Consider the following 12768-nt stretch of genomic DNA (forward strand, 5'->3'; position numbering starts at 1 on the left):
AAAGAAGCCAACGTAGCACAGGCCCTAGGACAACCCCGTGTAGACCGCAAAGCACCCGCCTGACCAGAATCGGCCGCAGCGGTGGCCGGCCGACCGGCGCCTGCAACTTCGCTGTCCCCCTGTCTTCCCAGCAACCCAAGGTACCCTGCATGGACGCTGCGCCCTGGCTCAAGAACTATCCCGCCGATGTGCCTCACGAGGTGCATCCCGAGCAATACCGCTCGCTCACACACCTGCTGGAGGAGGCCTTCACCCAGCATGCGGACCTGCCTTTTTCGGTCTGCATGGACCGCTGGATGAGCTACCGCGAGCTGGACCAGCTGTCCACCCGCCTGGGCGCCTGGCTGCAGGGACTGGGCCTGGAGCCCGATGCGCGCGTGGCCATCATGCTGCCCAATGTGCCGCAGTTCGCCGTGAGCATGGCGGCCGTGCTGCGCGCCGGCTACACCTGCGTCAACGTCAATCCGCTGTACACCCCGCGCGAGCTGGAGCACCAGCTCAAGGACTCGGGCGCCACGGCCATCATCATCCTGGAGAACTTCGCCCACACCCTGGCCGACGTGATCGAGCGCAGCGCCATACGCCATGTCTGCGTCACGGCCATGGGCGATCTGCTGGGCGGCATGTACGGCAGCTGGATCACCTTCGCCGTGCGCCACCTGGCCAAGATGGTGCCGGCCTACAGCCTGCCGCTGGACGGCGCGGGCGGCACGGTGCGCGAGGTCACGACCTTTTCCCAGGCGCTGGCGCGCGGCGCCCAGAAAGAGCTGCGACCCAGCCAGGCGGGGCTGGATTCGGTGGCCTTTCTGCAGTACACGGGCGGCACCACGGGCCTGTCCAAGGGCGCCGTGCTCACCCACCGCTGCATCGTGGCCGCCACGCTGCAGGCCCATGCCTGGTTCACGCCCGCGCTGCATGGCCGCGTGAAGGCCCAGGACACGCACATCATCGCGGCGCTGCCGCTGTACCACATCTTCGCGCTCACGGTGAGCCTGTTTGCCATGCGCATGGGCGCCAGCCTGAGCCTGATCCCTAATCCGCGCGACATCCCCAAGTTCGTCAAGGTGCTGCAAAAACGGCCCTTCCACATCCTGCCGGCCGTCAACACCCTGTTCAACGCCCTGCTCAACAACGCCCAGTTCAGAGAGCTGGACTTCTCGCAACTGCGCGTGTCGCAGGCCGGGGGCATGGCCGCCAGCGAGGGCACGGCGCGCCAGTGGCAGCAGGTCACGGGCAGCGTGATGATCGAAGGCTGGGGCATGAGCGAGACCTGCGCCATCGGCACCAACAACCCCGTCATCACCACCTCCTTCAGCGGCACCATCGGCCTGCCGCTGCCGGGGATCTCCATCGCCATCAAGGACGACGAAGGCCGAGACCTGCCCATGGGAGAGGCCGGCGAGCTGTGCATCAAGGGCCCCAACGTCATGCGCGGCTACTACAACCAGCCCGACGAAACCGCCAAGGCCTTCACGGCCGACGGCTACATGCGCACCGGCGACATCGGCGTGATGGACCAGGAGGGCTTTACCCGCATCATCGACCGCAAGAAGGACATGATGGTGGTCAGCGGCTTCAACGTCTATCCGAACGAGCTGGAGAACGTGATCTCCATGTGCCCCGGCGTGCTCGAATGCGCAGCCGTGGGCGTGGCCGACGAGCGCCAGGGCGAGGCCATCAAGGTCTACGTGGTGCGCAGCGACCCGGCACTGACCGAGGACCAGGTGATGCGCTTTTGCCATGACCAGCTCACCGGCTACAAGCGCCCGCGCACGGTGGAGTTCCGCGACGAACTGCCCAAGACCAACGTAGGCAAGATCCTCAGGCGCGCCCTGCGCGATCCCGCCTGAAACCCGCACGGCCTCAGCTGTAGCCCACGCGTCAGCCGTGGCTGCCTGCGGCTGTTAGCCTTGGGCAAAAGCCGCCCACCTCCTCATGACAACTTCCGCCCCAACCAGCGACAGCGCCGCGCTGCCCCCCGGCATGACCGTGCTGGAACGCGGCTGGCTGTCGGCCAACAACATCGTCTTCGCCGCCGATGCCGATGTCCCTGTGGACGACCCGCAGGACGACGGCGCTGCCGTGGTCGATACCGGCTACGTCAGCCATGCCGGGCAGACCGTGCTGCTGATCGAGCAGACGCTGGCCGGCCAACCGCTGGCACGCATCCTCAACACCCATCTGCACAGCGATCACTGCGGCGGCAATGCTGCCTTGCAGGCGCACTGGCCGCAGGCCAGAACCTACGCCGCACCTGGCCAGGCCGCCTTCGTGCGCGACTGGAACCCCGCTGCACTGAGCTACACGCCCACCGGCCAGGAATGCCCGCAATTTGCGCTGACCGGCGTGCTGCAGCCCGGCACCAGCGTGCGGCTGTCGGGGCGCGACTGGCAGATCCATGCCGCGCCCGGGCACGATCCGCACTCCATCATCCTGTTCGAGCCCGCCAGCCGCACCCTGATCTCGGCCGACGCGCTCTGGGAAAACGGCTTCGGCGTGGTCTTCCCCGAGATCGAGGGCCTGAGCGCCTTCGACGAGGTGGCCGCCACGCTCGACGTGATCGAAGGCCTGGCACCGCTCACCATCGTCCCCGGCCACGGCGGCGTTTTCACGGGCGTGGCCGCCGCGCTGGACACGGCGCGCCGCCGCCTGGACGGCTTTGTGCGCGCACCCGAACGCCACGCGCTCTACGCGGCCAAGGTGCTGCTCAAGTACCGGCTGCTGGACTGGCAGCGCATACGCACCACCGATCTGCTGGCCTGGCTGGCCGCCACGCCCTACTTCGGCATGCTGCATGCAGGCTATTTCAGCCACGAGACCGCCGAGCACTGGAGCCGCGCGCTGGTGGATGCGCTGGTGCAATCGGGCGCGGCGCAGCGCGAGGGCGAATGGGTTCACAACGCCTGAACGAAACAGATCTGCGATAGACGTAAAAGAAATTAAGAATGCTCTGATAGATTTCACAAATGGCAATGACTAGCATTCGCTGATCAGCAAAAAGGCGCTCCTGACGTCCACGGGAATCGCACTGCAGGCCAAGTGCCTGCGCTGATCAGAGCGAGCCTCAGGCCTGCCACATGACGCGCTCCGCGTCCAGCCGCCCCGCCAGCCAGCATCCAATCATGCACAGCGAGGGAGGCGGGCATGGCTCACCACACCAATCACATCACCGGCCGCAAGCACTGCGCGGCTGCGACACGGCCGCATGCCGTGGGCATCGCCGCCACGCTGATGGCACTGAGCCTGCCGATGCAGATCCAGGCGCAGCCCGCCACGCCAGCTCCGCTGGACCAGACACTCGGGGAAGTCCAGGTCCGCGACCGCCATGACGGCGGCTACAAGGCGCAAAAGGCAGCATCCCCCAAGTTCACCCGCCCGCTGGTGGACACGCCCCAGACCCTGTCGGTGATACGCCGGGAAGTCATGGAGGAACAGGAAGCAACCACCTTGCAGGAAGCCTTGCGCAACACGCCCGGCGTGACCCTGTTGCTGGGAGAAGGCGGCAACTCCAACAGCAAGGACAACATCTTCATGCGCGGCTTCGACACCACAGGCAGCATCTTCATCGACGGCGTGCGCAACCTGGGCAGCTCGGTGCGCGACACCTTCAACATCGAGGACATCGAGATCGTCAAGGGCGCCTCGGGTTCCGAGTACGGGCGCGGCGCGCCTTCCGGCAGCATCAACATGCGCACCAAGCTGCCGATGCTGGGCGATCTGTCGCAGATACGCCTTGGCACCGGCACCGCCGACACCAACCGCGCCACTGCAGACCTGAACCGGCAGCTCGGCGACACCGCCGCCCTGCGTCTGAACGCCATGGTCCAGAGCAGTGGTGTCGCAGGCCGCGACTTCGTGCGCGACCAGGGCATGGGCATGGCGCCATCGCTGGCCCTGGGGCTGGGCACGCCCACACGCCTCATCGCCGACATGCAACTGCTGCAATACGACAACCGTCCCGATGGCGGCGTGCCCACCGTGGGACTTCCAGGCTTCTACAACGGCGCATTGTCCATACTGGGCATCAAAGACATACGGCCCGTGGACCCGTCCAACTTCTACGGCAGCCTGGACGACTTCAGCAAGACCGAGCTGAACCAGGCCACCGTGCGCTTCGAGCACGACCTGTCACCCGGCACCACGGTGCGCAACATCACGCGCGTGGGACGCAGCAAGATCGACCAGTTGCTCACGGGCACCTCGGGCATCGTCAGCGACGGAAGCGGCGCAAGCGCCGTGGGTCGCCCGGACCCCGCCACCTGGACTGCCTCGCGCTCGCGCCAGTTGCGCTGGCAATTCAACCAACTGCTCACCAACCAGAGCAATCTTTCATCGAGTTTCAAGACCGGCGGACTGCAGCACGCGCTGAGCGCGGGCCTGGAACTGATCTACGAGAAGCAGACCTCCAGGGGACGCACGGGCGCCGGCACCATGGCGCCCGCCAACCTCTATGACCCCAACGTCAACGATCCAATCACGGGCCAGGACATCCGCTACACAGGCCAGATCAGCGAAGGCAACACCAAAACCATTGCACTGTATGTCTTCGACAGCATCGAGTTCAGTCCACAGTGGCAACTCAACGGCGGCCTGCGCTGGGACCGCTACCGCAGCGCCAACGACAACACCACGGCCCCCAATGTCGGCACGGGTGCGCAGACCACCACCCAGTTGAGCAGCAGGGGCAGCCTGCTCAGCGCAAAACTGGGCCTGGTCTTCAAGCCTGTGGACTACGGCAGCATCTATGCCGGCCTCTCGACGTCGCAGCAGCCACCGGGCGGCAGCAATTTCGCGCTCAGTGCCACAGAGGGCAACATCAACCACTCCAGCATGGACCCCTCCAAGGCCACCAACCTGGAAGTGGGAACCAAGTGGGACATCCTGGACAGGCGTCTGCTGCTGACGGCCGCGCTGTTCCAGACCACGGTGCGCAATGACCTGGGCACCATAGACAGCGTCACGGGCGTGGTCACCCAGTACGGCAAGAAGCAGGTCAAGGGCATGGAGCTGGGCGCCGTCGGCCAGATCACGCCGGCCTGGAACATCACGGCCGGCCTGGCGCGCATGAACACCAACATAGCGCAGGGCACGTCCTCCCAGACCGGCGCGCACCTGAACTGGTCGCCCAGGCTGAGCTTCACCAGCTGGAGCACCTACCGCTTCGGCAACGGACTGACCCTGGGCGGAGGAGCCCGCTACATGGACAGGATGGCACGCCTGGTCAGCAACTCCGCCGTGCAGGCCACCACCAATATGCCCAGCGCCCAGGCCTACTGGGTGTATGACGCCTTCATGGCCTACGAGGTCAGCAAGAACCTGCGCCTTCAGCTCAATATCTACAACCTGGCCGACAAGAAATACGTGGCCAGCCTCAACAACGGCGGCGCGCGCTACATCCCGGGTACGGCACGCTCGGCCAGACTGGTCGCGACGCTGAAGTTCTGAATGCAAGGGCCGGGCACCCGGCCATCGCCCCCGTCAGCCCCTCTCCCCGCCGGGGCTTCCCGATGCAAGGACATACACCATGCTGCTGCACATTCCCCACGTGCTCACGCGCGAGCAGGTTGCCGCCATCCGCTCGGCCATCGATGCCGCCGACTGGGTGGATGGCCGTGCCACGGCAGGCAGCCAGGGCGCCCGGGTCAAGCGCAACCGCCAGTTGCCCGAAGACTCGCCCGTGGCACTGGAGCAGGGCCGCATCATCGAGCAGGCGCTGGCGGCCAATGCGCTGTACTTCAGTGCCGCCCTGCCCGCGCGCACCATGTCGCCGCTGTTCAACCGCTATGCGGACAGTGAAACCTATGGCCTGCACGTGGACGGTGCGGCGCGGCGCCTGTCAGGCGCGCAGCAGTGGATGCGCACCGATGTGTCCTGCACCCTCTTCCTCTGCGATCCCGAGGACTACGACGGCGGCGAGCTGGTCGTGGTGGACACCTACGGCACGCACGAGGTCAAGCTGCCGGCCGGCGATCTCATCCTCTACCCCTCCACCAGCCTGCACCGCGTGGAACCGGTCACCCGGGGTGAGCGCGTGTGCTCCTTTTTCTGGGCGCAGAGCATGGTGCGCGACGACACACGCCGGGCCATGCTGTTCGAGATGGACCAGACCATCCAGCGCCTGCGCGAAAAACTGGGCGAGACCGATGAAACCCTCAGCCTCGCGGGCCAATATCACAACCTGCTGCGCATGTGGGCGGAGACCTGAGGAATCGGATCGCTTCAGGGCTTGTGCTTTTCCGCGCAGCCGATCAGGTGGTTGTAGCTGCTGGACATGCACTGGTACATGGCCTTGGAGCGGCCCGTGGCGGCCTGGCAGTCGGCCACCGTGGCATGGGTGCGCGCCTCGCGAAACTTGCCGGCGGTTGCATCGAACTGCGCCTGGGTGATGTAGCCGCCCTTGACGTTCTTCTGCCCGTTCTCGACCATGGTGTCCACCTGGCTGCGGATGTTGTCCACGGCGGCGGCGCAGTTCAGCGGCACCTCCTTGGAGTCGACCTTGCTCAGGCCCTTGGCCACGCCGTCCGCCATCTCGCGCACCTGCTTGGGCAGCTTCTTCGTGCCGTCGGGATTGCGCTCTTCGCCAAACCGGCCCGAGCCTGCGCCCGAGCTGCCATTGGGCGATACCTTGATCTGGCCGGCATCGGCCTGGTCGACGGGCAGTTGCGAACCGTAGTGCGTGCGCCCTTCCGCGTCCACCCATTTGTAGACCGGCTGCGCTGCCGCCGTGCACGCCCATGCAAGACCCAGCGCGGCCCAGGCCGCGCGGCTCCATGTTGTTGTCATTGTTGAAACCCCTGCGGTATCCGGGCCGCGGCATGCGGCCCGCCTGTCGGTAACCAAGTGTAGCAACGCCAGGCGACGCTGCACCCCGCAGGAATGTCAAGTGCGGCTCAGGGCAGGTCCTTGCTGGGGTCGGGCGTGGCTGCATCGCGGGGGCCGATAGTGCCCAGGCGGCTCTTGAGCGACTGGGGCTGGCCCGTGATGAGCGCCGCGTAGTTGGTGGTGTTGGACAGCACCTTCTTCACGTAGTCGCGCGTCTCGGTGAAGGGAACGTTCTCGGCCCAGATGGCGGCGTCGAGCACCGGGCCGTTGCGCCAGTTGCGCGGGCGGCCGGGACCGGCGTTGTAGCCTGCCGCAGCCAGCGCCATGGAACCGTCGAAATCGTCCAGCGCCAGCTTCAGATAGGCGGTGCCGATGGTGATGTTCACCTCGCGGTCATTGATCATGGACGGAGAAAAGTCCGTCATGCCGATCTTGCGCGCCGTCCAGCGGGCCGTGGCCGGCATGACCTGCATCAGGCCCGAGGCGCCCACGCCCGAGCGGGCATCCATGATGAAGCGGCTTTCCTGGCGGATCAGGCCATAGACGTAGGCCGGGTCCAGGCCGATGGAGCGCGAGCGCGCCAGCACCGTGTCGTGGAAGGGCATGGGAAAGCGCTGGCTCCAGTCGGCAAAGCTGCGGGTGCGCTCGCTGGTGTTGATGCAGCGGTCCCAGACCTGCTGCTGGCAGGCCAGGTCGGCGGCGGCCAGCAGTTCTCGGTCGCTCATGCCGCCGGCCTGGTGCAGGTTGGTGGCGTAGTTCCATTCGCGCACGCCTTCGCTGCGCAGGCCGTTCTGGATGGCGTAGAGGCCGCGCACCAGGCTGGGGTTGGCGCGGGCGGCGGCCTTCTCCTGTGCCGTGGGCGGCGCAGGCGGAGGTGGCGCCGCCACGCGCTGGCCGATATCCTCCAGCGCCAGCTGCTCGTAGAAACTGCCGGAGCCGGCCATGTCCTCCAGCAGTTGGCGCGCCTCGGAGCGCTCCTGCTCGCTGGGGCGGCCTGACAGCAGGGCACGCGCCTTCCAGTAGGTCCAGGTGGGATCGGTACGCTCGGCACCCATGGCGTCGATGGCGCGGCGCACCGTGCGCCAGTCGCCGGCGCGCAGCGCGGCGCGCACCTTCCAGCCCAGCAGTTCATCGCTGAGGTCGCCGTCCTTGCGCACCTTGCCGAAATAGGTCGCCGCCTCGGGCTGCAGCTTGAGTGCTGCCTGCTTGCCGATCACGCCCCAGGCCCAGTTGTTCTCCTCGGCCGTCAGCCGGGCACCCCAGCCGCCTTCGAGCTGGGTGGCCGCCGCCGCCGGGTCGCTGGAGGCCATGCGGATCAGCGCCAGCAGCGCCAGCTCCTTGGGCACGGCACCGCGCACGCGCGTCTGCCCGGCCAGGTACTTGGCGGGCGAGGCTAAGACCTGCGCCACCTGGGGCAAGGCCTCGGGAGCGACGATGGCCACCGCATCGCGCGTGGCCTTTTGGCGATTGGCCTCGGCCGCCTGGCGCGCCTTGCGCCAGACTTCGGGTTCGCTGATCTGCTTGGCCGCGTACAGCTCGCCGGCGGCGTAGGTGCAGCCGTCGTCGGCGTCGCGCTGGGCCCACCACAGGTCGCGCACCTGCTGGCCCAGGTTGGCAGCAGGCTGGCCCTTGATGCTGTCGATCAGCAGGGCGTAGCAGCTGACGGAGCGGTCATCGCGCATGCGAAACGCACCATGCACCTGGTCGAACATGCCCCAGTCGCGACGCTGCCCCAGCAGCAGCAGCCAGTCGTTGCGCAGCCGGTCTTCCTGGTAGGTGCCGGGCCAGCGCTTGAAAAACCCCAGAATCTCATCGGCACTGGCTTCATCCAGCCGGGCCTTGAGTTCCCAGTACGCGGCCCAAGGTTCGAGCACATGGCCACGCGCAGAAGGCAGCAGCTGCGTGAGCTTGGCCTTGTCGCCTTTGCGGAAGGCCTGCTGCATTTCCAGCAAGACATCGTCGCCACGGTTTTGCGCCAGCGCAGGCGTGGCTGCGGTGGTCCAGAGGGAAGCCGCCAAAAGCGGTGTCAAAATCTTCAGCCAGTGCATGGAGGAAATTATCTGATGGACAAAGCAGCCCTGCGCCGCAGCTTGATAGACCAGCGCCTCAATCTTCCTGACCGACTGCAGCGCGCCGACGCGCTGCAACAGGTCATGCGCTTTTGGCTGATACAGCGGCCCGACACCGTGATCGGCGCCTATTGGCCGATCAAGGGAGAGTTCGATCCGCTGCCCGCGCTTCACCGCTGGAAGGAAGATGGCGAGCTACAGGGTACCCCACAAAGGCGCCGAATCGGACTGCCGGTGATTGACAAGCAGCGTAAGACACTCAGCTTTCACGCCTGGTACCCGGGCTGTCCCATGGAAGAGGATGCCTACGGCATTCCCAAGCCCAAGGACACCGAAACCCTGACCCCCACCCTGCTGTTCGTGCCCTGCGTGGGCTACGCGGCCGGCGGCTACCGCCTGGGCTATGGCGGGGGGTTCTACGACCGCACCCTGGCCGAACTGCAGCCCAAGCCCTTCACCGTGGGCCTGGGCTACGGCTGCGGCTATGTGGACGAGTTCGAGCCCGAGCCGCACGACCTGCCCCTGGACGCCATCTTGAACGACCACGGAGTCGTCTGGCCGATTTAACTGCGTCGGATAAAACTGGCGCCACCCGAACCAGAGACACCGAGGAAGGGCCGCCCCGCACCGAGGGTGTCGTCCCCCTCCCGCGTGCGAGAGAGGGGGAAGCGGCGTAAGCCGCTCAGGGGGAGCAGGCAGCCCGCCATTGGGTCCAGCCGCGGGCGCGCAGGTCGCAGGCGGGGCAGGTGCCGCAGCCGTAGCCCCAGTCGTGCAGCGTCTCGCGCGTGCCCTGGTAGCAGGTGTGGGTGTCGCGCTGGATGAGGTCCACCAGGGTGTCGCCACCCAGGTCGTGGGCCATTTGCCAGGTTTGGGCCTTGTCTATCCACATCAGGGGCGTTTCGATGCGCAGGCGCCGCTCCAGGCCCAGGTTCAGGGCGAGCTGCATGGCCTTCATGGTGTCGTCTCGGCAGTCGGGGTAGCCGGAGTAGTCGGTCTCGCAGACGCCGGTGACGATCACCGACAGGCCGCGCCGGTAGGCCAGCGCGCCCGCCAGGGTCAGGAACAGCAGGTTGCGGCCGGGCACGAAGGTGTTGGGCAGGCCGTCGGCCTGCATGGCGAAGGCCACGTCCTCGGTCAGGGAGGAGCCGCCGATCTGTTGCAGCACGTCCAGCGAGAGGACATGGTCATCGCCCAGGCGGGGTGCCCATTGGGGAAAGTCCCTGGCCAGCCGCTCGCGCACCTGCTGGCGCACCTGCATTTCCACGCTGTGGCGCTGGCCGTAGTCAAAACCCAGGGTCTCGACGCGCTCGTACAGTGACAGCGCCTGCGCCAGGCAGGTGGTCGAATCCTGGCCGCCGGAAAACAGGACCAGCGCAGCCGTGTGGCGCGCCGCTGGCGCCTGGGGAGAAGAGCTATCGTTTTGCATGGCACGCATTAGAGCGCGCCCAGGCAGCGCCCGGCTCCTACATGGGTTTTCCTGCCATGCTTGCTAAGCTGTAGGGCCTATCGCGGAGGTTGCGGCCATGCTCACGCTCTATATCGGCAACAAGAATTATTCGTCCTGGTCCATGCGCCCCTGGGTGCTGATGCGCCAGGCCGGCATTGCTTTCGAAGAGGTCATGCTGCGCTTTGACAGCTTCGACGAGCAGTCCGCCTTCAAGCAGCGCGCCCGCGCGCTATCACCCTCGGGCCGCGTGCCCGTGCTCATGGATGAAGGCATGGCCATCTGGGACAGCCTGGCCATCTGCGAGTACCTGGCCGAGAAATTCCCTGAGAAGCACCTGTGGCCCACGCTGGCGCTGAACCGCGCCCGCGCGCGCAGCCTCTGCGCCGAGATGCACAGCGGCTTCGGCGCCCTGCGCTCGCTGTGCCCGATGAACATCGAGGCCCAGCTGCCCGAGGTCGGCGCGCGGCTATGGGCAGAGAACGCCGCACTGCGCGACGATGTGCAGCACCTGTCCGAGCTGTGGCAACCGCTGCTGTCCACGGCCAGCGGCCCCATGCTGTACGACCAGTTCAGCATTGTCGATGCCTTCTTCGCCCCCGTGTGCATGCGCCTGGCGACCTATGAGCTGCCCGTGGCACCGGCCATCGACGCCTATGTGCGCCGCGTGCGCGCCCTGCCCGGCGTGCAGGACTGGGTGCAGGGCGCACTGGCCGAGCATGATTTCCGGCCGTTCGAGGAGCCGTACCGCACGGCTGCGGCGGGCTGAGTGCCGCCTGTCTGCTGCCAGTCTGCCGCCTGTCAGAACGGCTCGGCCAGCAGATGCACCAGGCTGTGCACGCCATCGAAGTAGTTGCCCAGGCGCATGTTCTCGTCAAAGCTGTGCTGGTTGTTGTCGGCATTGACCAGGGGCACGATGACGAAGGGAATCTTCAACGCCTGCACGGCCGCGCCCGTGGGCACGGTGCCGCCCATCATGCGGATCTGCACCGGGGCGCTGTCCCAGGCCTTGTTCATGCCCTTGCGCAGCCACTGGCCGACAGGGGCATCCAGCGGTGTGCGAACGGCAGAGCCGGAGGCTGATACACCGCCCAGCTTGAGGGTGGCCAGCTTGGGGTGGCTGGCACGCTGCTCGGCCGTGGGCGGGCCATCGACCAGATGGAAGCCCTGGGCCTCGATATGGGTGCGCAACAGCTTCTCCAGCCGCTCGGGAGGCGTTTCGGGCACGGTGCGCATGTCGATCTCGGCCACGGCCACGGAGGGCACGACGGTACGCGCCTTGCTGCCCACCTCGGCGCTTTGCAGGCCGCGCACGTTCAGCGAGGGGTACTGCATGGACTCCTGGTAGTTGCGACCCACGGTCTCGGCCTTCGCAATGCCCAGGCGCTTGCGCAGCGCAGCCTCGTCGTCGGGCACGGCCTGCATCACCTCGCGTGCCTGCGCATCGAACTCGATGCCGTCGTAGTAGCCCTGGATCAGCACCTTGCCGTCATCGCCCTTCATGCTGGCCAGCAGGCGCGCCAGGGTCTGGGCCGGATTGGCCGCGTAGTTGCCGTAGTGGCCGCTGTGCAGTTCCTGGCTGGCGCCATAGACAGTGAGCGTGGCCTGGGCAATGCCCCGGTTGCCGAACACCAGGGTGGGCCGGTTGCTGGCGTGCATGGGACCGTCGAGCACCACCATGGCATCGGACTTCAGCGCAGCCAGGTTCTCGCCGATCACGCGGCCCAGCGTGGGAGAGCCCTTTTCCTCTTCGGAATCCAGCAGCACCTTGATGTCCACGCCCGGCTGCTTGCCCTGGGCCTTGAGCGCATCCAGCGCCGCCAGCAGCATGACGATGGGCGCCTTGTCGTCCGAGGACGAGCGCGCAAACACGCGCCACTGCGGATCGGGCTGCTCGCCGTACAGCTGCTCCAGCGGCAGCGCGGCCCAGCGGCCGTCCGGCTGGCGCTGCTTGAGCGTGGCCTGCCAGGGGCTGGCCTGCTGCCACTCCTCGGGCTTGACGGCCTGACCGTCCAGGTGGGCGTAGAACAGCACGGTCTTGCGCCCCGGCCCAGCCGACGGCAGCGTGGCCATGAGCATGGGCTTGTCGCCATTGACCAGTTGCCGCACCTCGAAGCCCCGCCGCTCGAAGGCCTTGGCAAACCAGGCCACGTTCTTCTGGATGTCGGCCGGCACATTGGCGTCGTTGGGCAGGGCCAGCACCTGGACCCATTCATGCAGGCTGGCACGGGCCGCCTGCCGGGTGGTGTCGGCCAGCGGTGCGGCGCTGGCTGCGGACAGCAGGCCGGCAGCCGCCAGGCCCAGGATCAGGGCAGGAACACGCGGTCGAAAGGACCAAGCCATGGTTTTGTCTCCAAATGGAAAATGGGCATACGGCGCCCCTCGGCGCCCGGTGCAGCCCGCCATCATGTCACCGCGCAGGCCGTACCATTG

Annotated in this window: 10 protein-coding genes; 6 read left to right on the forward strand and 4 right to left on the reverse strand. The window is 66.9% G+C overall.

Features of this window, described 5'->3' with window-relative positions; all coding sequences use genetic code 11:
* Positions 1-149: 149 nt before the first annotated feature.
* From AC57B5_RS15670 to AC57B5_RS15685, 4 genes are all read left to right on the forward strand, one after another.
* Complete coding sequence (locus AC57B5_RS15670; protein ID WP_034390222.1) at positions 150-1850, forward strand: AMP-binding protein; 1701 nt, start codon at positions 150-152, stop codon at positions 1848-1850.
* 85 nt (positions 1851-1935) lie between these two features.
* Positions 1936-2907, forward strand: coding sequence for an MBL fold metallo-hydrolase (locus AC57B5_RS15675; protein WP_496399879.1), 972 nt, complete (start codon positions 1936-1938; stop codon positions 2905-2907).
* 237 nt (positions 2908-3144) lie between these two features.
* On the forward strand, positions 3145-5445 hold the full coding sequence (locus AC57B5_RS15680) for a catecholate siderophore receptor Fiu (protein WP_496399880.1): 2301 nt from the start codon (positions 3145-3147) through the stop codon (positions 5443-5445).
* A 79-nt stretch (positions 5446-5524) separates the two neighbouring features.
* Positions 5525-6205: a Fe2+-dependent dioxygenase gene (locus tag AC57B5_RS15685; protein ID WP_496399881.1), complete on the forward strand. Its 681-nt coding sequence runs from the start codon at positions 5525-5527 to the stop codon at positions 6203-6205.
* A 14-nt stretch (positions 6206-6219) separates the two neighbouring features.
* Here the strand turns inward: AC57B5_RS15685 and AC57B5_RS15690 are convergent, their stop codons facing one another.
* Entirely contained in the window at positions 6220-6783 is a 564-nt protein-coding gene (locus tag AC57B5_RS15690; RefSeq protein ID WP_496399882.1) for a DUF4124 domain-containing protein, read from the reverse strand.
* A 107-nt stretch (positions 6784-6890) separates the two neighbouring features.
* On the reverse strand, positions 6891-8870 hold the full coding sequence (locus AC57B5_RS15695) for a lytic transglycosylase domain-containing protein (protein WP_496399883.1): 1980 nt from the start codon (positions 8868-8870) through the stop codon (positions 6891-6893).
* Between the two features lie 15 nt (positions 8871-8885).
* Between AC57B5_RS15695 and AC57B5_RS15700 the strand changes: the two genes are divergently transcribed.
* Positions 8886-9458: a 5-formyltetrahydrofolate cyclo-ligase gene (locus AC57B5_RS15700; RefSeq protein WP_088166002.1), complete on the forward strand. Its 573-nt coding sequence runs from the start codon at positions 8886-8888 to the stop codon at positions 9456-9458.
* Between the two features lie 115 nt (positions 9459-9573).
* Here the strand turns inward: AC57B5_RS15700 and queC are convergent, their stop codons facing one another.
* A complete protein-coding gene (gene queC / locus AC57B5_RS15705; RefSeq protein WP_179217950.1) occupies positions 9574-10317 on the reverse strand; it encodes a 7-cyano-7-deazaguanine synthase QueC in 744 nt (247 codons plus the stop codon).
* A gap of 97 nt (positions 10318-10414) precedes the next feature.
* On the opposite strand from queC, the gene AC57B5_RS15710 reads away from it, so the two are divergent.
* Positions 10415-11104 (forward strand): glutathione S-transferase family protein, encoded by a 690-nt coding sequence (locus AC57B5_RS15710; protein WP_097203783.1) that lies wholly within the window; start codon positions 10415-10417, stop codon positions 11102-11104.
* Positions 11105-11136: 32 nt separating this feature from the next.
* On the opposite strand, the gene AC57B5_RS15715 is transcribed toward AC57B5_RS15710, so the two are convergent.
* Positions 11137-12678 carry a M20/M25/M40 family metallo-hydrolase gene (locus AC57B5_RS15715; protein WP_496399884.1) on the reverse strand — a complete coding sequence of 514 codons (1542 nt, stop codon included), beginning with the start codon at positions 12676-12678 and terminating at the stop codon, positions 11137-11139.
* Positions 12679-12768 lie beyond the last annotated feature (90 nt).

This window comes from Delftia sp. BGA-UO-ETr-SB1, from assembly GCF_059567865.1.